Genomic DNA, 19348 nt, shown 5'->3' with positions numbered 1-19348 from the left:
GGGAGGACGCTGCGTTGCATCGCCCTCCTGTCCTGATCACGCTCCCATAGGAAACTTGCGATGGAATGGGTCGTCGCGGGCATCCTGATCGTCGTGGCTGTTGCCGTGCTGGGTTTCGCCGCCTTCGCGCTGGCCAAACGCAGCCGCTACAGTCGGCTGCTCGAGAAATACGGCGGCGACGAGAAGCTGGCCGATGCGCTGATGAGCAAAACCATCTGGCAGGGGATGACCGCCGAGCAGCTGCGCGACAGCTGGGGCGAGCCGGCCTCGATCGAGGAAAAGGTGATGAAGACCAAGATCAAGCAGGTCTTCAAATACCGTCCGGTCGCCGCCAACCGTTACCGCGACAAGGTCACGCTGGAAGACGGCGTGATCGTCGGCTGGGACCAGAAATAGGGTTCACTGGTCTCGCGTGCCGCTCGGGATGCGCGCGTCCAGCGGCGCCTGCTGTTTGTAACCATCGAAGCAATGACCACCGTGCCGGCCGAGTTCCGCCTCGGCCAGCGCCATCAGCGCAGCGCCATCCCCAAGAGCCGCAGTCCGGAACGCCGCATCGAAACGGTCCGCGAGCTGGCCGTCGAGCCGCCGCAGCAGCCGTGGGCCCCATTTGCCCGCGCCCGTCCATGCGCCTCGCCCAAGCAGCATCAGATCGATCAGCCGCGGATGAAGCTGCGCGGCAATGGCCGCGATTTCCGCTGGCGGCCGCCGCCCCCTCAGGTCATCGATCAGGTCGCTGGCCATGTAGCGCATCGTGTCGTAGGCGGGCCCATCCAGCGGGCGAGGCCCCGCGGCGAGAGCTCGTGCCGCAGTGGCCCGGATCGGCTCGGCCAGCGTGCGCTGCGGTCCGATGACCACGCCTGAGGTCACCATGTCGAGCATGATCGGACGGCCGCTCTCGATATCCTTGTCGAGGTAATAGGCAAGTGTCTCCGGATCGTGGACGAACGCCTCGATCGGAAAATCGTCGGCGACAAACGATTCCCGCCAGGCCCGCTCGAGGCGCGGGAACAGCACGACGAGGTCGATGTCGGAGCCGATGGTGCCTTCGGCCCGCATGATCGATCCGGCGACGAAGGCGCAGGCGGCTCCGGCGAATCGGCTGGCCAGAGCCACCTCGGCTGCGGCGAGTGCGTGGCTGGCGATGTTGTTCTGCTCGTTCACGGCGGTGTCTCCTTGGGTCGGGATACGCCGGGACAAAGAAAAACCCCGCTCGTATCCGGGCGGGGTTGGTCTGCGCAGTCAGATGAACGGGCTAGTTCATGCGCCAACCGACCGCCGCGATGCGGTGGTGGTAGAGGTGGTCGAAGCTGGCCGGTTCATGTGCATGCGCCATAGCCTAGTCGAGGCCGGCGAAGCCGTCAAAGGCCCCGCCGCCAAGTTCAGTCGCGGGCGTACATCACCATGCCGGCGTGGTGCAGCACCCCGGCAATGAAGTCGCCGTCGGCCGCAAAGCCGGTGTCGTCCTGGTATTCGATGTGGTTGCCGACGATCTGGTAGTTGCCCTGGTAGGCCACGTCGAGGTGGCCGCGCGCCTCGATGTAGCGGCCGTTGGGCAGGAGGGCCTGGCGGATCTCGCCGTCTTCGGTGACCCAGAGGCCGGTGTAATCGTGTCTGGTACCCATTGGTGTATCTCCGTGCTGGAGGAGGTGGTCGGCTCGCTTTAGATTTCGGACAGAAAAAGTCCCGAAAGCGCTAGCGCAGGCCGAGCGTGGTGCCGGCGACGAAGGCGAGCGCGGCGACCAGCGCCACGCCGGCCAGCATCGCAACCAGTTGCCCCTTAGCCATTCATGCTCCGCCGCTCGCGGCGTGGCCGGCGCGGCTGGGTGTTCACCGGCTTCAAGAGCTTGCTGGTGATGGCGAGGATGGCCGCGGGCTGCAGGCGCCGGGCGATGTTGGAAAGATCGATGTTCATTTGGGTCCTCGCTTTCTGCCGCCGACTTTGTGGCGTCTGGCGGTGACAGCTATATCGCGCACAGCACCGTGGAGGCGGTAGACCGATCCTCCAGAGTGATTGCACAATCCTCCAAAACTCCGTGATCGGACGTGACTCGCCCGCGCGAACTGCTATGTAGGCTGCACAAGAGAACGAAGGAATTGGCCATGGATCGCATGGATGAGCTCAGGGACCTGATTGCACAGTTCGCAAGCGCCGATGGTATTCAGGCAACGCCGATCGAGGGCCTGTCGCTGGTGCGGATCTCGCATCCGTCCGAGCCGATGCATGCCGTACACCACCCGGCGCTCTGCATCGTGGCGCAGGGCAGGAAGCGGGTGATCGCCGGCGACCGCGTGCTCAACTATGACGCAGCGAACGTCCTCGTCGTCTCGGTGGATACCCCGGTCATCGGCCAGGTGGTCGAGGCGACGCCGGAGGCGCCCTATCTCTGCATGAAGCTCGAGCTCGATGCGGCCGAGATCGGCGCGCTGCTGATCGAGGTCGGCGGCGTCACCGCCGCGGCGGCCGCCGAGGCCGAGCCGAGCGTCACGGTGAGCCCGATCATGCCCGAGCTGCTCGATGCGGCGATCCGGCTGGTGAAGCTGCTCGAGCGGCCCGAGGATCTCGCGGTGCTCGGCCCGATGGTGAAGCGCGAGATCCTCTATCGGCTGCTGCGCTCCGACCAGGCGACCAAGCTGCAGCAGATTGCGCTGGCCGAGAGCCGGTTGCAGCAGGTCAACCGCGCCATCGGCTGGATCAAGCTCAACTATCGCGACGGCTTCGCCATCGAGACGGTGGCGGCCGAAGCGCGGATGAGTCCTTCGGCGCTGCACCTGCATTTCAAGGCGGTGACGGCGATGAGCCCGCTGCAATATCAGAAGCAGCTGCGGCTGCAGGAGGCCCGCCGGCTGATGCTGTCCGAGGCGCTCGATGCGGCGACCGCCGGGCACCGCGTCGGCTATGACAGCCCGAGCCAGTTCAGCCGCGAATATGCCCGCACCTTCGGCGCCCCGCCACTGCGCGACGTCGCCCGGCTGAAAGCCGGCGACCTGCTGTCGGCCGGCTGATCTCGCAAGCGGAGCGGTCGCGCTTAGGGCCAGGGTCGCAGGTACAGGCCACCCAGTTTCCCATCGTCGGCCAGGGCAAACCCCCATTCCATCTCGGCGTTCTCAAAGCGCACGTGATAGACGTCGAAACCTGCCTGTCCGACGCCCTTGAAGGTAAGCGCCTGCAGCGGTCCGGCGGCGTCGAGCATGGCCCGGACCGTGTCCTTCTGTTCCCGGGCCAGCGCCGCCAGCGGCGGCGCCATGTTGTCGAAATCCGGCTCGCCGCGCATGTGCTCGGCGATGGTCCGGCGCAGGATGGCCTCACTGTCGGGCGCCGCGACCTTGTCGCGGATCCGTTTTTGCAGCTGTTCCTCGGCTTGCCTGACCGGCTCGGCGTCGACCCGCCGGGCCGGTATTTCAGCACCGTTCTGGTGATGAACGAGGCTGCGAACCACTCCGTCAGGATCGCGAACAAAGCTCACCTGCACCGGCAGGACCTTCATGAAGAACAGGGTCGGGCTTTCCGGAAAGATCTCGATATCCGACTGGCCGACGACCCGGGTAAAGATCCGGCCATCTCGATGGGATACGACGTAGAACTGTCCCTCCTCGAGCCGGTAGTAACCGGCATAGTCGTCATAGAGCGAGGTATCGATCGCGACCTCGGTACGCGGACGATTCTGCTCGTATCGGCGCCAGGCCACTGTGTCGTTCGTGCTGTCCGTCATCTTGGTCTCCTTTGCCAATCGCGTGAGGTCATCGATCGATACGGGGATGCCTGCGGTGATCTTCGAGCGCAGCGCCTCAATCAGTGCGAGGCCGCGTTCAGCCCGTCCGCGCGCTGCGCGCAACGCGTCGTCCTGCAGGGTGAGCGTTCTGCCCAGGTCCGTTGTGTGCCCACGCAACAGGGCCGCGATGCTCGACAGACTGAGGCCCAGGCCCTTGAGGGCGAGCACCTCATTGAGTCGGGTGATGTCCTCCGGACCGTAGAGCCGCCATTGCTTGTCGGTTCGCCGCGGTGTGACCAGGCCATGGCGCTCGTAGTGGCGGAGTGCCCGAACGCTCAAGCCGATCCGCTGCGCGCATTCGGCGGCGCTCAGCCAGGCTTCGCTCTGCTGCTGGTTATCCATCGGCGGCTCCCTCCGGTATCGTCTTACGGTATGACGTAAGGGGCGGCTCAAGCGATTTGTTGGTGCGGCGGATCCCTAGCGTTCCGATCTCGGGGAGCCGGGACCGCGTAGCTGTCTCTCACCCGCAACACCACTTCGTCAGCCCGCTTAAGCCCACATAAACCGGCCACATTTAACTTGGATAGCCAAGGGGACCGCGCTGGTCGAAGGCCCGGGTTCTTCCGGGTTGGCTTGGGCTTGGCGAGACGGTCGGATGCCCGATGGCGTCCGCATGCCGCCCCTCCTAGGGAACCGGCCGCCGGACATACGCCATGCGCAAGAAGAATGCCGGGGCCCTGTTTATGGATTTTCACGTCTCGCCTGATGATCGCGTCGGCGCCACGCCCAAAAAGGGCACGCGTTCGGAGCGATCGGCGCCGGCCAAGAAGCTGGCGCGCGGCGCCCGGATCGAGCCGGGCTTTTCGGACGGCGACATCCATGTCGACGACGAGCGCAGCGAACGCGGTGGACGCGCGCCCAAGGGCAAGGCGCCACGCGGCCGTGCTCCCAAACAGAAAAAGACCCGCGGCCGGCGTGAACGCCGCCCGCTGACGCTGTTCGGGATCATCTGGAAGCTGATCTCGTGGCTGTTCATCCTCGGCATCTGGGGCGCCCTCGCCGCCGGTGCGGTGGTGGTCTACTACGCCGTGCAGCTGCCTTCGGCCGACACCTGGAAGGTGCCCGACCGGGCCGCCAATATCCGCATCGTCGCCGCCAATGGGCAGCTGATTTCCAACCGCGGCAAGACCGGCGGCGAGGCCGTGTCGCTGCGCGAACTGCCCTATTATGTACCGGCTGCCTTCGTCGCCATCGAAGACCGGCGCTTCTACGACCATTTCGGCATCGACGTGGTTGGCCTCGTCTCGGTGGCGCTCGAAAGCGTGCAGGCGGGTGAAGTGACCCGCGGCGCCTCGACCATCACCCAGCAGGTGGCCAAGAACCTCTTCCTCACCCCCGACCAGACGCTCGGCCGCAAGGTGCAGGAAGCTCTGCTCGCCGTGTGGCTGGAGCAGAACTATTCCAAGGACGATATCCTCGACCTCTACCTCAACCGCATGTTCTTCGGCCACGAGTCCTACGGCATCGAGGCTGCGTCGCAGCGCTATTTCGGCAAATCGGCGCGCAACCTGTCGCTCGGTGAAGCGGCGATGCTCGCCGGCTCGCTGCAGGCACCCTCGCGGCTCAACCCCAAGGGCAATGCCGATGCGGTGAAGACCCGCCAGGGCCTGGTGCTCGCCGCCATGGCCAAGGAAGGCTACATCACCCCGGCTGAGAGCAAGGCTGCGGCGATCGACCCCAACCAGACGGTGCGCACCAAGGTGGTGGGCGGCGAATCCTATGTCGCCGACTGGGTCGAAAGCCTGATGACCGCCTATCTGGGCGAAGTGAAGCAGGACGTGATCGTCCACACCACCATCAACTGGGATCTCCAGAAGGAGGCCGAGTTCGTGGTCAAGGAAGCCGTCGCCAAGTACGGCAAGGACAAGGCCTTCACCCAGGGCGCCCTCGTCGCCATGGATGTCGATGGCTCGGTGCGGGCGCTGGTCGGCGGCGTCGATTACCAGGCGAGCCAGTACAACCGCGCCGTCACGGCGCGCCGCCAGCCCGGCTCGACCTTCAAGCCGTTCGTCTATCTCGCCGGCATGGAGAAGGGCTACACCCCCGACACCATCGCCACCGACGGCCCGATCGATATCAATGGCTGGCAGCCCTCCAACGCCGACGGCAAGTATGGCGGCGACATGACGCTGCGCCAGGCGCTGGCGCTGTCGCGCAACACCGTCTCGGCGCTGCTCGCCAACGATGTCGGCCCCGACAAGGTGGTGGAAGCTGCGATGCGCATGGGCATTTCCTCGCCGTTGCAGGCGGTGCCCTCGATTGCCCTCGGCACCCAGGAAGTCTCGCTGCTCGAATTGACCGCGGCCTATGCGCCGTTCGCCAATGGCGGCATCGGCGTCATCGCCAATGTCATCACCCGCATCGAAACCGCCGACGGCAAGGTGCTATACGATGCGGTGGCCGCCGGTCCGGGCCGGGTGATCGAGCCCAATATCGTCGCCGAGATGAACGACATGCTGCATGCCGCAGTCGAGATCGGCACCGGCAAGCGGGCCCAGCTCAATGGCTGGCCGATGGCCGGCAAGACCGGCACCAGCCAGAAGGCCCGCGACGCGCTGTTCGTCGGCTATACCTCGCGCATGGTGGCCGGCGTCTGGCTCGGCAACGACGACGACGTCGGCACCAAGCTCTCGGGCGGCAACGTGCCGGTCGAGATCTGGAGCCAGTTCATGACCAAGGCCCACGAAGGCATTCCGGTGGCCGAACTGCCGGGCGCCATGACCCAGCCTGGGCTCGAGCAGCAACCGCTGCAGCCGATGGAACAGCCGCAGGCCGAGCGCCCGCGCCGGACCCTGGTCGACCTGCTGGGCGACATCTTCGGCGGCAACTGACCGGACGACATCTACCCAAAGTTGCGAGGCGGGACATGAGGTTCCGCCTTTTGCATTCGCGGCCCGCGCCGTACAGTCGCCTCCCAAGGGAGGGACCTCATGTCCGATAAAGTACTTGTCGTCACCGGCGGCAGCCGCGGCATCGGGGCGGCCGTATGCCTGCTGGCCGCAGCGCGCGGCTATGGCGTGGTGGTGAACTATGCCGGCAATGTCGCGGCCGCCGAGGCGGTGTGCGCCCAGATCCATTCGCGCGGCGGCGAAGCGGTGGCGGTGCGCGGCGATGTCAGCATCGCCGAGGATGTCGAGCACATCTTCCGCGCCGCCGACCGCCTGGGCCCCGTAGCTGGTCTGGTGAACAATGCCGGCACCATCGCCACCTCCTCACGCGTCGATGCGATGGATGCCGAACGGATCGCCCGCATCTTCGCGGTCAACGTCACCGGCTCGATCCTCTGCGCCGGCGCCGCGGTCAGGCGGATGTCCACCAGGCACGGCGGCAAAGGCGGCGGCATCGTCAATGTCAGCTCGGCCGCCGCCAAGCTCGGGGCGCCCGGTGTCTATGTCGACTATGCGGCGAGTAAAGGCGCCATCGATACTTTCACCGTCGGCCTCGCCCTCGAAGTGGCGGCGGAGGGCATCCGCGTCAACGGTGTCCGGCCCGGAGTGATCGACACCGAATTCCACGCCACTGGCGGCGTGCCCGACCGGGCGCAGCAGCTGGCGCCCAGCGTGCCGCTCGGCCGCGTCGGTACCGCCGAGGAGGTGGCCAGCGCCATCCTGTGGCTGCTCTCCGACGATGCGGCCTATGTCACCGGCACGACCCTCGCGGTAACCGGCGGACGGGCAGCAGCGCCCTGACCCAAGGATCGGCATGCCGCGGGCGTCTCAGGTCGAACAATGGGGGCAGCGAATGCTGAAACGACTTGCCGCGGTACTCGTCGTAGCCTTCTCTGCCGCACCGGCGCTCGCCATCGAGTGTCCGATCTCCCACGCCATTTACGAGCAGCCCGGAGGCGACGTCAGCCTGCGCTTCACGGCGCTGCCGGAGGACGCGGCGGTCAACCAGATCGCCGCCTTCAGCATCGCCATAGACGGTGTCACGGCGAAGTTCGACGGCGCCATCTACCTGCCCAACGGCTTCGGCCAGCCGAATGGCGTGGTAGGGCTCGACTGCACCGGTGCCGACGGCGAGCAATGCGGCTTCTGGGAAGGTGTGGTCTACGCGCTCGGCGGCGACGGCATCGAGGAATATCCGCATGACGCCGAGATCGGGCTCGCGGCGCAAATGGCGCCGCGCCAGGTACTCTTGCCGCAGTTCGCCGTCAACGTCTGGTACTCACTGCTCAGGCAGGACGCCTTCGCAGACGAGCGCAACGTGCTCGATACCTTCACCCTCGCCGCCTGCGCCAAGTAGCGTCGGAATCATGCGCATTTCGCATGGCTCTCTCGCGACAGGGGTTCCCTCCTAACGGCGGGTAGTTTAACCCGTTTGGCAGTCCTATATCGGCAGCGCGGGCGCCACTCCTCAGGCGCCGTTTGAGCCTCTCGGAGACATCATGGCGGACACTTTCGACCTCACCGTAATCGGCTCCGGCCCGGGTGGATACGTCGCGGCAATCCGGGCGGCCCAGCTCGGCATGAAGGTCGCGGTGGTCGAGAAGTGGCCGACCTTCGGCGGTACCTGCCTCAACATCGGCTGCATTCCAAGTAAAGCGCTGCTGCATGCTTCGGAGCTGTTCGAGGAAGCCGGCCACCAGTTCCGCCAGTTCGGCATCGACGTGACGCCGCAACTGAACCTCAAGCAGATGCTGGCGCACAAGGACGACACCGTCACCGCCAACGTCTCGGGCATCGAGTTCCTGTTCAAGAAGAACAAGATCACTACCTTCCGCGGCACCGGCTCGATCCCGGCCGAGGGCAAGGTGCTGGTGACGCCGGAAAGCGGCGCGCCCACCACCATCGAAACCAAGAACATCCTGATCGCCACCGGCTCGGTGCCGATCAGCCTGCCGGGCATCGAGATCGACGAGAACAAGGTGGTGTCCTCGACCGGCGCGCTGGCGTTCCAGGAAGTGCCCAAGCGCCTGCTGGTGATCGGCGGCGGTATCATCGGCCTGGAGCTCGGCTCGGTCTGGGGCCGGCTCGGTTCCAAGGTGCAGGTGGTCGAGTTCCTCGACCGGATCCTCCCCGGCCTCGACAGCGAGGCGGCGCGCCAGACCCAGCGGAACCTGCAGAAGCAGGGCATGGAGTTCAAGCTCTCGACCAAGGTGACGGCGATCGAGAAGCAGGGTGACGGTTCGGTCCGCGCCCGGCTCGAGCCGGCAGGCGGTGGCGAGGCGAGCTTCGCCGAAGCCGATGCGGTGCTGGTGGCGGTGGGCCGCAAGCCCTTCACCGAAGGGCTCGGGCTCGAGGGCGCCGGCGTGGCGCTCGATGAGCGCGGCCGGGTCCGCACCGATGCGCAGTTCAAGACCAACGTGCCGGGCATCTATGCCATCGGCGATGTGGTGGCGGGCGCCATGCTGGCGCACAAGGCGATGGACGAAGGCCACGCGGTGGCCGAGATCATCGCCGGCCAGCAGCCGCACGTGAACTACGGCACCATTCCCTCGGTGATGTACACCAGCCCCGAAGTCGCCTGGGTCGGCAAGTCCGAGGACGAGCTGAAGGCCGCCGGCATCGAGTACAAGGCCGGCAAGTTCCCCTTCACCGCCAATGGCCGCGCCAAGGCGATGCTGGCGACGCAGGGCTATGTGAAGATCCTCGCCGATGTCGCCACCGACCGGGTGCTCGGCGCCCAGATCATCGCCAAGAACGCCGGTGAGATGATCCACGAGATCGTCGTCCTGATGGAGTTCTCCGGCTCCGCCGAGGACCTCGGCCGCACCACCCACGCGCACCCGACCCTGTCGGAGGCAGTGAAGGAAGCCGCCTTGATGTGCGGCGACGGCGCGATTCATATTTGATCGAGGCTAATTCGTCAGGCCGGTGCGGGCTGCCCCCCACCCCTGTCCCCTCCCCGCAAGGGGGAGGGAGACCCTCTCACCAGCATTTCAGTTTGCGTCTCCCTCCCCCTTGCGGGGAGGGATCAAGGGTGGGGGTCCACAGCCACCGGGCTTGCGGGCGTGTGTCCCACCCCTACTCCAGCCCATACCCCATCAGCACCTTGCCATGCGCCTTGAGCCAGGCCTTGCCTTTGGTCATGTCGGGCAGGGCTTTCTCGACCGCCTTCCAGAAGTTCGGCGAGTGGTTCATGTGGACGAGGTGCGCCACTTCGTGCGCCGCCACGTAGTCGAGGACGAAGGGCGGGGCGAGGATCAGCCGCCAGTTGTAGTTGAGCCGCCCTGACGACGAGCACGAGCCCCAGCGGGTCGCCTGGCTGCGCATCGACACCGATTTGACTTCCACCCCAAGCGTCGCCGCATGGATGTCCGAGCGTTCGGCGAGGTCGCGCTGCGCCTCGGCCTTCAGCCATTCGGTCAGCCGGCGCGGGATATGCGCGGCTTCGCCGGGCACCAGCAGCGACAGTTCGCCATCGATCTCCGACACCTCGACCCGGCCGCGCAGCCGGCCCGTCGCATGGATGCGATGCGGCACGCCGCGCAGCGGCAGCACTTCGCCGTCGGCGAAGGCGGTGCGCGGGGCGCTGCGCTTCAGCCGCGCCGCCAGCCAGCCGCGATGCCGGTTGAGGAAGCCTTCGGCCTCGGGCCAGCGGCCGGTCCTCGGCAATGTCAGCACCGGGTTGCCGTGATGCGGCACGGTCAGCCGGTAGCTCTTGGCCCGCGGGCTCACCTTCACCGTGATCTCGACCGGCTCGCCGTCGATGACAAGGCTGGTCGCGGCCGGCACTTTCGGCGCCTTGGCGGGGAACAGGAAGTTCATACGGCTGATCATCACCGATTCGAGGTGAAACGCTGACGACAAAAAAACGCCCCTCGAAAGGGGCGTAGTCGTCAGGAGGAGGGGCATGGGACCTGCAGCGTGACCGGCAAGGCTTGCGACAGCCTTGCGAGGTCGGTCACGTCCACATGAAACGTCAGACGTTGGTCCCGTTATTCTGGTCGCCGCCATAGTTCGGGCGGCTGCCATTCTTGTCGCGCATGAAGCGGTCGAACTCTTCGCGATCCTTGGCCATGCGGAGGTTACGCATGTACTCATGGAAGGCGTTGATCTCTTCATCGAGCCGGCGGCGTTCCTCTTCGAGGCGCTTGAGCTGCTCGGCGCGGTAGTCGTCGAAGGCGGCATTGCCGCTCGAGTTGCGGAAGCCGTGGTGACGGAACCCGTTGGCGCGGGGACCGCAGTTTTCGGCCCAGCTGCGGGATCGGTTGACGAACCCCTGAGCCTTTTCCGCCGAGCCGCCGAACATTTCGCCCCACAGGATGTAGGCGAGAATGGCGAGGCCGATCGGCCACCAGAGGACGAAGCCCAGGACCATCAAAGCGATGGTCAGCGGGCCCCATTGCGGTTTGATAATCGCAGTGTGCATTGGACTTTCTCCCAGTCACGAACAGCTCCGATGTGGTCCCACCAGACTGGGGGTCAAGCGTTTCGCTCACGCTTTTTTGCCCTTGAAATGCCATGCTAGACTTCCCATGCGGGCCGAAATCACGTGCCCGGAAAGGATGATTCCATGGCATTGGCGGACACCTCGGCAATCCTGCCGGGCAATTGGCGGCCCCTCAGGCTGGCGACGCTGGTCGGGCTGCGCTGGCTGGCGATTGTCGGGCAGACCGTCGGTGTGCTGTTCGTGCAGTTCGGGCTCAACTTTCCGCTGCCCTTGACCGAGTGCCTGATGCTGATCGGCCTGTCGGTGCTGCTCAACCTGTGGGTGATCTTCCGGCTCGGCGAGGGCTATCGCACCACCGCGAGGGTCGCGACGGTGCATCTGAGTTTCGATCTCTGCCAGCTGGCGGCGCTGCTGGCGCTGACCGGCGGGTTGCAGAACCCGTTCTCGCTGCTGCTCCTGGCGCCCGTTTCGGTGTCGGCGACGACCCTGCCGCAGCGCTCGACGGTGATCCTCGCAACGCTCGCCATCGCGCTCGCCTCGCTGCTCTCGGTCTATCACATGGACCTGCCCTGGGACCCCGATGCCCGCATTGTCTTCGACCGCGTCTATGTCATCGGCATCTGGGTCTCGATCCTTTGCGGCACCATTTTCATCGCTGCCTATACCAATCGGGTGGCGCACGAGGCGCGCCAGCTCGCCGATGCGCTGGCCGCGACCGAACTGGCGCTGTCGCGGCATGAGCAGCTGAGCGCCCTCGATGGCCTCGCGGCAGCAGCGGCGCATGAGCTCGGCACCCCGCTTTCGACCATTGCGCTGGCGGCACGCGAGATTCGCGATGAGGTGCCGGAAGGGCCGGTGCGCGAGGATATCGAGCTGATCATGTCGCAGGCGGCGCGCTGCCGCGAAATCCTCGGTAAACTGAGGAGCCTGCGCGATACGCCGGGCGACCCGTTCGCCGCCGTGCCGGTTTCAGCGCTGCTCGCCGAGGTGGTGAAGCCCCTCGAAGGCGGCGGCAAGGTGATCTCGGTGCGGACCGGCGCGGGCAATGGCAGCGAGCCGGTGATCCGCCGCAATGCCGGGCTGCTCTATGGGCTCGGCAATCTCATCGACAACGCCGCGCAGTTTGCCCAGCGCGCCGTGCTGGTCGAGGCCAGCTGGGATAAGCAGGCGCTGACCGTCACGATCACCGACGATGGTCCGGGCTTTCCCACCGATCTCATCACCCGGCTGGGCGAACCCTATCTCACCACCAGGCCGCGTAACGCCGACGATGGCGAGCCGGGCGGGCTGGGGCTCGGCATCTTCATCTCCAAAACCCTGCTGGAGCGCACCGGCGCCAAGCTCAGCTTCGAGAACGAGGCGGCCGATGGCCATGCCCGGGTGCGTTTGATCTGGCCGCGGGCCGCCATCGAGCAGGTGTGAGGTACCACTTGGTCTGCACCCCACACCGTCTGCTTCCCTCCCCCGCGGCGCTACCGCGTCCGCTAGGAGGGGAGGGATTGAGGGAGGGGGTGATGCGGTCAGCACCGTGCCCGCCTCACCACCCCCACCCCAGCCCCACCCCTCAAGGGGGAGGGGAGCAGAGCGAGCATCGTTCCACCCTGCCCATATTTTGACCTTTTGCCCAAAAGACCCTACATGAGGCGGCGATGAGCACAGTCGATGAACTCCTTGCGGCCGACCGTACCCTGCTTCTGGTCGATGACGACAAGACCTTCCTGACCCGCCTCGAGCGGGCCATGCAGAAACGCGGCTTCGATGTCCGCATTGCCGACACCGTGGCCGGCGGCCTCGCCGCCGTCTCCGAAGCGCCCCCCGCCTATGCCGTGGTCGACCTGCGGCTCGAGGATGGCAACGGCCTCGACGTGGTCGCGGCTTTGCACCAGAAGCGCGGCGATGCCCGTGCGGTGGTCCTCACCGGCTACGGCAATATCGCCACCGCGGTGACCGCGGTGAAGCTCGGCGCGGTGGATTACCTGAGTAAGCCGGCCGACGCCGAGGATGTGATCAACGCGCTGCTCGCCACCGGCAACAAGCCACCCGAGCCGCCGGAAAACCCGATGTCGGCCGACCGGGTGCGCTGGGAGCACATCCAGCGGGTCTATGAGCTCTGCGACCGCAATGTCTCGGAGACGGCGCGCCGGCTCAACATGCATCGCCGCACGCTGCAGCGCATTCTCGCCAAGCGCGCGCCGAAATAAGCCCGTCACACTGAGATCAGATAGTCCGCCTGGGAGGCCACGATGACCGTCACGCTACACTTCCACGGGGCGTCGGGCACCGTGACCGGCTCGTGCTATCGCGTGGTGCACCCCAAAGGGCAGTTCCTCGTCGATTGCGGCATGTTCCAGGGCAACAAGACCGTCCGCGATCTCAATTACAAGCCGTTCCCGTTCGATCCCAAGGCGATCGATTTCCTGCTCCTGACGCATGCGCACATCGACCATGCGGGCCTGCTGCCGCGGTTGACCCATCTGGGCTACCGCAAGCCCATCTGGGCCACCGAGCCGACCAACGGACTGCTCGAATATCTGCTCCCCGATGCCGCCGGCATCCAGGAGAGCGAGGCCGACCGCGAGACCAAGAAGCGCAGCCGCCGCGCCGAAGAGCCGTTCCAGCCGCTCTACATCATGGAAGATGCCAACGAGGCGCTGAAGCTCACCAAGGGCCTCAAATACGAGGAATGGATTACCCCCGGCCCCGGCGTGCGCGCGCGCTACTGGAATGCCGGCCACATCCTCGGCTCGGCCTCGATCGAAGTGGAGGTCGAGGACAGCAACGGTAAGCCCATCCGCATCCTGTTCTCCGGCGATCTCGGGCCGGACGTAAAAGTGTTCTGGGAGGCGCCCGATGCGCCGGCCGGCTACGACTACATCCTCTCGGAATCGACCTATGGCGGCCGCGAGCGCGAGGACTATACCCTCAAGCAGCGCCAGGAAGCGCTGAAGACCGAGATCAACACCGCGCTCGCCCGCGGCGGCAACCTGGTGATCCCGACCTTCGCCGTCGAGCGCAGCCAGGAGCTGCTGCATGACATCGGCTATCTGATCAAGACCGGTGAGATCAGCCCCAGCCTCGTCTTCCTCGATAGCCCGCTCGCCTCCAAAGTCACCGGCGTCTATCGCAAATACGCTTCGATGTTCGATGATGTCGAACTGAGCGCCGACGAGCTGTTCAACGATTCCCGCTTCCGCATCGTCGAGAGCGTCGATGAGAGCAAGGCGATCAACTCGATTCGCGGCGGCGCCATCATCATGTCGGCCTCCGGCATGGCCGATGCCGGTCGCATCAAGCACCATCTGAGGAACAACTTGCCGCGCGCCAATGCCACCGTGCTGTTCGTCGGCTACCAGGCGCCGGGCACGCTCGGCCAGATCATCCAGTCGGGCGCCAAGGAAGTGCGCATCCATTCCGAACTGGTGCCGGTGCGAGCGCACGTGCGCTCGCTTGGCAACTACTCGGCGCATGCCGACCACTCCGAGCTCGTCGCCTGGGTCACCAGGCGCCTGCCGGCGCATGGCGCGGTGTTCCTGACCCATGGCGAGGACGAGGAGCGCAAGGCCCTGCGCGCCGCGCTGATGCACGATGATGGCCTCGCCGGCGACCAGGTGCTGATGCCGCTGCTCGATGATGCCTTCGAGCTGAGGGCCGAGGGTATTGGCGGGGTGGAGAAACCGGCCGAGCGACGCATCGACATGACGCAGGTTACGGCCGACTGGCACAATGCCTATGCCAGCTTCATCATCGATCTGAGCCACCAGCTCCAGGATGCGCCCAACGATGCCTGGCGCGTCGCGGTGATGGACTCGCTGAAAGCGACGCTGGCCGGCACCGGCCCGGTGACCCCGCCGCTGCCGATGAAGACGCAGGCCGGCAGCGCCCCGGTGCTGCACGGCGAGCCGAGCGGCGAGTAGGCGGCCTGGCAGTACGGCCTGAGTGGGCTGCCCCACCCCACCCTTGATCCCTCCCCATCAAGGGGAGGGAGAGACGACTGATGGTTTCGACGGACTCGATCGGCTTCCCTCCCCGCGGGGCGCCACCGCGTCCCCTTGTGGGGAGGGAATGAGGGTGGGGGTGGCCCCACGCTCAGGAGCTGCCGTCAAGCATCCGCCTTCCGCGGCGCCAGATACCGCGCCAGGTAGAACGCCAGCAGCAGCGGCGGTAGCAGCACGGCGAAGGTGATGCGGATCGACGCCACGTCGGCGATCCAGCCCAGCAGCGCCGGGGCGCCGAGCAGCAGCAATTGCTGGCTCATGGTCAGCGCCGCGACATTCTCCGAGGCCGGCCGATCGCCGAGTCGCGCCGCTGCCGAGGCCGAGAGCGGGAACGACACGCAGACCCCGAAGCCGATCAGCGTGAAGCCGCAGAGCGCCACGATCAGGTTGGGCGAGAACACCACCAGCAGCAGCCCGACCAGGGCCACCACCGTCAGCCCGCGCGCCAGCGCCACCGGGCCCCAGCGGTGCACGGCGCGGTCGGCGAGCAGCCGGCCGATCGACTGCGCCGTCATGAAGGCCGGCAGCGTCAGCGTATCGACCCAGTCGGGGGCGACGAAACTGTCGCGCATGAAGATCACCGACCAGTTGCGGAGGCCCCCTTCGAGCAGCGAGGCGCCAATGGCATAACCGAGCAGCAGCAGCGTCATCGACGTCGGTAGCGTGATGCGGAAGCCCCTGGTCGTGGCGCTGTGCGGCCGCGCCGGCGCCGCCTGCATCGGCCAGGCGAACAGCGCCATCCCGACCAGCACCGGTACGAGCACCAGGGCGAAGTGCAGCGCCGGCGCGATATTGGCGCCGCGCATTGCCGTGCCGATCAGCGAGGCGGTGAGCAGCCCGATGCTCCAGATGCCGTGGCAGGTGTTCATCAGCCGCCGGCCCGACGCGGCTTCCACCCGGTCGGCCTCGACATTGATCGAGACGTTGCTGAGCGCAAAGACCACGCCGAACACCGCGAAGCCGAACCACATGACGACAAGGCTCGGCGCCAAAGCGATACCGACCAGCACCAGCCCGAGGAGCGGAATCGTCGTAAGGATGATCACCCGGGTGCCGAACCGCTCGACCACCTGGCTGGCGAACAGGAACGCGACGATGGCCCCGGCCGGCTGCCCCAGTAGCGCGATGCCGAGCTGCGCCTCGTTCAGCCCGAGTGCCAGCTGCATGTCGGGGATCCGGCTGAACATGCCGCCCTGCGCCAGTGCATGCAGGAAGAACACGATGACGATCGGCGGCGGCAGGGTCACGGGTGGTGCAATCGGTGGGAAGCGCTGGGAGCCAGGCGCTCAGAGGTCATTGGGGTCCATCAGCACGTGGATGCGATCGGCGCCGAGGCGGGTGAGTTTCAGCAGCATGGCCTTGCGCCGGGCCGGCGGCAGCGGCGTCTCCTCAGCCATGCGGAGGATCGCCGCATCGTGCCCGTCGCCGACCATCAGGCCCTCGCTTTGCGGGAAGATGTCGGGGTCGAGCTCGGGCGGCTTGGCGAAAAAGAAGCGGTCGCAGAATTCCTTGTAGTTCGGCCACTTGCGGTCGACCTGGAAGTCGACCAGTGAGGACTTGATCTCGACGATCCAGATCTCACCCTTGGGCCCCACCGCCAGCACGTCGGCGCGCCGCCCGTTGCTGAGCGGCACCTCGGCGTAGCAGCAGAAATCATGGGCGTTGCGCAGGAACCGCATCACCCCGCGTTGCACCCGAAGCGCCGTCGGCGATTGCCGGAGATCGACGATCGGCGGCAGCTCAGCCATGGGGCGTGGCAGGCTCCGGCTCGGTGATGAGCGGCGTCGGCTTGGCCGACAGCGCCCGGATCACCAGCAGCGCCGCGATGATCAGCGGCACGCAGACGAAATACGACATGCGAATGCCGTAGCTCTGGGCGACGAAGCCGAGCAGCGGCGGCCCGAGGAAGAACACGACGAACGTCATCTGCCCGAGCGAAGCGACATTGACCGAGGCCGGCCGGTCGGTGCGCTGTGCCGCCGCAGAGACGGCCAGCGGATAGACCGACGAACAGCCGAGCCCCATCAGCATGAAGCCGAACAGCGCCACATAGGGGTGCGGCGCAAAGCCGACGATGATCAACCCCAGCGCGGCGATGCCGAGCAGCGCGCCGGCGACGACGCGCGGGCTGTAGCGCTCCACCACCGGGTCCATGAACAGCCGGGCCAGCGCCATGAACAGCGAGAAGATGGTGATCGACAGCCCGCCGATGAACGGCGCCACGTCGAACACGTCGCGCATATAGATCGCCGACCAGTCGATGCCGGCGCCTTCGACGAGGAGCGGCGCGGCGCCGATCAGGCAGAGCGGCAACAGCCCGATGGTGGGGAAAGCGACGAGCGGCATCTTGCCCTCGTGGCTGTCGGCGCGCGCTGGAGCGTTCTCGATCTTGGAGAAGACGAAGGTGCCGGCGATCACTACCACCACCAGGGCGACGAAGGTGTGCATGTGCACCGAGATGCCGGCCTGCCGCACGCCGGCCGCGATGAACGCAGTGACGAAGAAGCCGAGGCTCCACATGCCGTGCGCCCGGCTCATGATCCGGGTGCCGAGTTGGGCCTCGTGCCGGTCGGTCTCGAGGTTGACGTTGATCTCGAGCGCCCCGGCGAACAATCCGGCGATGAAGAACACCGGCAGTAAGAGGATCGCCGAGGGGATCCATGGCACGATCGCGTACATGATTGAAGCGCCGAACACCGTGACGAACGCCGTGGTGCGGGCGCCGTACTTCTCGATCAAGGGGCTCGAGAAGGTGAGGCCGAACAAGGCGCCGATCGACATGGCGATCAGCGTCAGGCCGAGCTGGCTTTCGGTGAGGTTGAGCGAGCGCTGCAGGTCCGGCAGGCGGCTTAACAGCGCCCCCATCGACAGCGCGAAGATGAAGAAAATCCCATAGACCCGCTGATGCGGCTTCAGACTAAACATCAATCAACCTCATGCCGGATCGGCTTGGCGCCCAGCGCCCCGGCGAAAACCAGGCTCAAAATAACCAGCGGGATGCCGATACCGAACGACCAGCGGATGCCGAAATGTTCGGCAACATAACCCAGAAGCGGCGGCCCGAGGAGGAAGGCAACGAACGAAATCTGCGCCAAGGAGGCCACATTGGTTGCCGCCGGGCGATCGGTGCGCTGCGCCGCCGCCGACATGGCGAGCGGGAAGATCACCGAGGTGCCCACCCCCATCAGCCCGAAGCCGACCAGCGACAGCCAGTCGACGGGCGAGAAGAACACGATCACCGCGCCGACCCCGAGCACGCTGAGCAGCACGCGCGACACCAGCGTCGGGCTGTAGCGCTCGACGAACGGATCGGCGAAGAACCGCGTCACCGCCTGGGTGAAGGCGCCGAGCGCCACCGCGAACCCGGCAAGGAACGGCGACACCTGGAACTCGTCCCGCATGTAAATCGCCGACCAGTCGATGCCGGCGCCTTCCATGATCATGGCCGAGAGCGTCACCGCCACCAGCACCATTATGGCAAGGGTCGGCGCGGCAAAGCGCGGCGCTTCCTCGGTCGAGGCGCCGGTGCGGTGCGGCGCAGGGGTGAAGCGGCCGAGCAGCAGCGCCACCCCGAGGATGACGACGGGGATCATCAGTAAGAGATGCAGCTGCACGCTGAGCCCGGTCTGCGCGATCCCGGCGCTGACGATGCCGGCCGAAAAGAAGCCAAAACTCCAGAAGGCATGCGAGCGGTTCATGATGCGGCGCCCGATCATGTGCTCGGTCCGATCCGCCTCGAGGTTGAGGATGATCTCGATGCCGCCGATGACCAGGCCGACCGGCACGAGGAGGAGGAAGAAGGCCAGCGGCCCGGTGGCGAACGAGGCGAGCGCATAGCCCAGCGCCAGCAACGGGATCAGCGTCAGGATGGCGCGGCGATAGCCGAAGCGGTCGAGCAGCGCCCCGGCAAAGCTCAGCGAGATCAGCGTGCCCAATGCCGCCCCGATCAGCCCGAGGCCGAGCGCCCCTTCCTCGATCCCCATGGCGTGCTGGATATCAGGCAGGCGCGGCGGCAGGCTCCCCATGCAGAACGAATAGATGAAGAAGCCGCCATACACCCGCTGCTGCGGCGGCAACTCGATACCGAATCTCATTGTGGGGAACTCGCGGGTAGGAAACGCCGCGACCCTAGTAAAATCGGTTCAAAGGGGCAAGGCGGGGTTTGTGATGGGGAGCATTGGTGGGCCTGGATACGCAGCCAGCTTGCCGGCGTCATCCCCCGCAGGCGCAAAGGCGATAAGTTACGAT

19 protein-coding genes are annotated in these 19348 nt (G+C 66.3%); 9 read left to right on the top strand and 10 right to left on the bottom strand.

The annotated features are described in order from the left end of the window. The first annotated feature begins 60 nt into the window (after positions 1–60). Positions 61–396 (top strand): hypothetical protein, encoded by a 336-nt coding sequence (locus ACSQ23_RS05450; protein WP_055994621.1) that lies wholly within the window; start codon positions 61–63, stop codon positions 394–396. A 3-nt stretch (positions 397–399) separates the two neighbouring features. On the opposite strand, the gene ACSQ23_RS05445 is transcribed toward ACSQ23_RS05450, so the two are convergent. From ACSQ23_RS05445 to ACSQ23_RS05435, 3 genes are all read right to left on the bottom strand, one after another. Further along, positions 400–1161: a nucleotidyltransferase domain-containing protein gene (locus tag ACSQ23_RS05445; RefSeq protein WP_436089987.1), complete on the bottom strand. Its 762-nt coding sequence runs from the start codon at positions 1159–1161 to the stop codon at positions 400–402. A gap of 218 nt (positions 1162–1379) precedes the next feature. Next, entirely contained in the window at positions 1380–1766 is a 387-nt protein-coding gene (locus tag ACSQ23_RS05440) for an Atu4866 domain-containing protein (protein ID WP_407065051.1), read from the bottom strand. 11 nt (positions 1767–1777) lie between these two features. Further along, entirely contained in the window at positions 1778–1912 is a 135-nt protein-coding gene (locus tag ACSQ23_RS05435) for a hypothetical protein (RefSeq protein WP_274532681.1), read from the bottom strand. A gap of 188 nt (positions 1913–2100) precedes the next feature. On the opposite strand from ACSQ23_RS05435, the gene ACSQ23_RS05430 reads away from it, so the two are divergent. Further along, positions 2101–3003 (top strand): AraC family transcriptional regulator, encoded by a 903-nt coding sequence (locus tag ACSQ23_RS05430; RefSeq protein ID WP_055994629.1) that lies wholly within the window; start codon positions 2101–2103, stop codon positions 3001–3003. Positions 3004–3026: 23 nt separating this feature from the next. On the opposite strand, the gene ACSQ23_RS05425 is transcribed toward ACSQ23_RS05430, so the two are convergent. Beyond that, positions 3027–4112 carry a MerR family transcriptional regulator gene (locus ACSQ23_RS05425; protein ID WP_055994632.1) on the bottom strand — a complete coding sequence of 362 codons (1086 nt, stop codon included), beginning with the start codon at positions 4110–4112 and terminating at the stop codon, positions 3027–3029. Between the two features lie 311 nt (positions 4113–4423). On the opposite strand from ACSQ23_RS05425, the gene ACSQ23_RS05420 reads away from it, so the two are divergent. The 4 genes from ACSQ23_RS05420 to lpdA all read left to right on the top strand — a co-directional run bounded on the left by ACSQ23_RS05420 (position 4424) and on the right by lpdA (position 9564). Then, positions 4424–6601 carry a transglycosylase domain-containing protein gene (locus ACSQ23_RS05420; RefSeq protein ID WP_055873670.1) on the top strand — a complete coding sequence of 726 codons (2178 nt, stop codon included), beginning with the start codon at positions 4424–4426 and terminating at the stop codon, positions 6599–6601. 99 nt (positions 6602–6700) lie between these two features. Then, positions 6701–7459, top strand: a complete 759-nt coding sequence (locus ACSQ23_RS05415) for an SDR family oxidoreductase (RefSeq protein WP_055873667.1) — start codon at positions 6701–6703, stop codon at positions 7457–7459. 52 nt (positions 7460–7511) lie between these two features. Next, positions 7512–8015: a hypothetical protein gene (locus ACSQ23_RS05410; RefSeq protein ID WP_436089986.1), complete on the top strand. Its 504-nt coding sequence runs from the start codon at positions 7512–7514 to the stop codon at positions 8013–8015. Between the two features lie 142 nt (positions 8016–8157). Further along, positions 8158–9564, top strand: coding sequence for a dihydrolipoyl dehydrogenase (gene lpdA / locus ACSQ23_RS05405; RefSeq protein WP_055873660.1), 1407 nt, complete (start codon positions 8158–8160; stop codon positions 9562–9564). A 172-nt stretch (positions 9565–9736) separates the two neighbouring features. Here lpdA and ACSQ23_RS05400 read toward each other — a convergent pair whose 3' ends face one another. Further along, entirely contained in the window at positions 9737–10492 is a 756-nt protein-coding gene (locus ACSQ23_RS05400; protein WP_436089985.1) for a M48 family metallopeptidase, read from the bottom strand. Positions 10493–10634: 142 nt separating this feature from the next. Further along, on the bottom strand, positions 10635–11084 hold the full coding sequence (locus ACSQ23_RS05395) for a DUF2852 domain-containing protein (protein WP_055994641.1): 450 nt from the start codon (positions 11082–11084) through the stop codon (positions 10635–10637). Between the two features lie 144 nt (positions 11085–11228). Here ACSQ23_RS05395 and ACSQ23_RS05390 point away from each other — a divergent pair, with 144 nt between their 5' ends. The 3 genes from ACSQ23_RS05390 to ACSQ23_RS05380 all read left to right on the top strand — a co-directional run bounded on the left by ACSQ23_RS05390 (position 11229) and on the right by ACSQ23_RS05380 (position 15019). Beyond that, the gene (locus ACSQ23_RS05390) at positions 11229–12527 is read left to right on the top strand and encodes an ActS/PrrB/RegB family redox-sensitive histidine kinase (RefSeq protein WP_055994644.1); all 1299 of its coding nucleotides are present in this window, start codon (positions 11229–11231) and stop codon (positions 12525–12527) included. 227 nt (positions 12528–12754) lie between these two features. After that, complete coding sequence (locus tag ACSQ23_RS05385) at positions 12755–13306, top strand: ActR/PrrA/RegA family redox response regulator transcription factor (RefSeq protein WP_055873645.1); 552 nt, start codon at positions 12755–12757, stop codon at positions 13304–13306. A 42-nt stretch (positions 13307–13348) separates the two neighbouring features. Next, a complete protein-coding gene (locus ACSQ23_RS05380; RefSeq protein WP_436089984.1) occupies positions 13349–15019 on the top strand; it encodes an MBL fold metallo-hydrolase RNA specificity domain-containing protein in 1671 nt (556 codons plus the stop codon). Positions 15020–15204: 185 nt separating this feature from the next. On the opposite strand, the gene ACSQ23_RS05375 is transcribed toward ACSQ23_RS05380, so the two are convergent. Genes ACSQ23_RS05375 through ACSQ23_RS05360 form a run of 4 tightly spaced genes read right to left on the bottom strand, consistent with a single transcriptional unit; the run spans position 15205 to position 19194 of the window. Further along, complete coding sequence (locus tag ACSQ23_RS05375) at positions 15205–16347, bottom strand: MFS transporter (protein WP_436089983.1); 1143 nt, start codon at positions 16345–16347, stop codon at positions 15205–15207. A gap of 39 nt (positions 16348–16386) precedes the next feature. Continuing rightward, complete coding sequence (locus tag ACSQ23_RS05370; protein ID WP_069912371.1) at positions 16387–16848, bottom strand: MmcB family DNA repair protein; 462 nt, start codon at positions 16846–16848, stop codon at positions 16387–16389. Then, complete coding sequence (locus ACSQ23_RS05365; protein ID WP_407065052.1) at positions 16841–18025, bottom strand: MFS transporter; 1185 nt, start codon at positions 18023–18025, stop codon at positions 16841–16843. The genes ACSQ23_RS05370 and ACSQ23_RS05365 overlap by 8 nt, the downstream gene beginning before the upstream one ends. Then, the gene (locus tag ACSQ23_RS05360) at positions 18025–19194 is read right to left on the bottom strand and encodes an MFS transporter (protein WP_055873632.1); all 1170 of its coding nucleotides are present in this window, start codon (positions 19192–19194) and stop codon (positions 18025–18027) included. Before ACSQ23_RS05360 ends, ACSQ23_RS05365 begins: the two co-directional genes overlap by 1 nt. Positions 19195–19348: the final 154 nt, after the last annotated feature.

Origin of the sequence: Devosia sp. LjRoot16, from assembly GCF_964252795.1 — a bacterium.
Taxonomy (GTDB): domain Bacteria; phylum Pseudomonadota; class Alphaproteobacteria; order Rhizobiales; family Devosiaceae; genus Devosia_A.
This window is presented reverse-complemented; position numbering and strand designations above follow the sequence as displayed.

Excerpts from the sequence above, each read along its gene's own strand:
- ACSQ23_RS05450 (WP_055994621.1), top strand. The coding sequence starts at position 61 with ATGGAATGGGTCGTCGCGGGCATCCTGATCGTCGTGGCTGTTGCCGTG.
- ACSQ23_RS05435 (WP_274532681.1), bottom strand. The coding sequence starts at position 1,912 with ATGAACATCGATCTTTCCAACATCGCCCGGCGCCTGCAGCCCGCGGCC.
- ACSQ23_RS05430 (WP_055994629.1), top strand. The coding sequence starts at position 2,101 with ATGGATCGCATGGATGAGCTCAGGGACCTGATTGCACAGTTCGCAAGC.
- ACSQ23_RS05425 (WP_055994632.1), bottom strand. The coding sequence starts at position 4,112 with ATGGATAACCAGCAGCAGAGCGAAGCCTGGCTGAGCGCCGCCGAATGC.
- ACSQ23_RS05420 (WP_055873670.1), top strand. The coding sequence starts at position 4,424 with ATGCGCAAGAAGAATGCCGGGGCCCTGTTTATGGATTTTCACGTCTCG.
- ACSQ23_RS05415 (WP_055873667.1), top strand. The coding sequence starts at position 6,701 with ATGTCCGATAAAGTACTTGTCGTCACCGGCGGCAGCCGCGGCATCGGG.
- ACSQ23_RS05410 (WP_436089986.1), top strand. The coding sequence starts at position 7,512 with ATGCTGAAACGACTTGCCGCGGTACTCGTCGTAGCCTTCTCTGCCGCA.
- lpdA (WP_055873660.1), top strand. The coding sequence starts at position 8,158 with ATGGCGGACACTTTCGACCTCACCGTAATCGGCTCCGGCCCGGGTGGA.
- ACSQ23_RS05400 (WP_436089985.1), bottom strand. The coding sequence starts at position 10,492 with ATGATCAGCCGTATGAACTTCCTGTTCCCCGCCAAGGCGCCGAAAGTG.
- ACSQ23_RS05395 (WP_055994641.1), bottom strand. The coding sequence starts at position 11,084 with ATGCACACTGCGATTATCAAACCGCAATGGGGCCCGCTGACCATCGCT.
- ACSQ23_RS05390 (WP_055994644.1), top strand. The coding sequence starts at position 11,229 with ATGGCATTGGCGGACACCTCGGCAATCCTGCCGGGCAATTGGCGGCCC.
- ACSQ23_RS05385 (WP_055873645.1), top strand. The coding sequence starts at position 12,755 with ATGAGCACAGTCGATGAACTCCTTGCGGCCGACCGTACCCTGCTTCTG.
- ACSQ23_RS05380 (WP_436089984.1), top strand. The coding sequence starts at position 13,349 with ATGACCGTCACGCTACACTTCCACGGGGCGTCGGGCACCGTGACCGGC.
- ACSQ23_RS05370 (WP_069912371.1), bottom strand. The coding sequence starts at position 16,848 with ATGGCTGAGCTGCCGCCGATCGTCGATCTCCGGCAATCGCCGACGGCG.
- ACSQ23_RS05365 (WP_407065052.1), bottom strand. The coding sequence starts at position 18,025 with ATGTTTAGTCTGAAGCCGCATCAGCGGGTCTATGGGATTTTCTTCATC.
- ACSQ23_RS05360 (WP_055873632.1), bottom strand. The coding sequence starts at position 19,194 with ATGAGATTCGGTATCGAGTTGCCGCCGCAGCAGCGGGTGTATGGCGGC.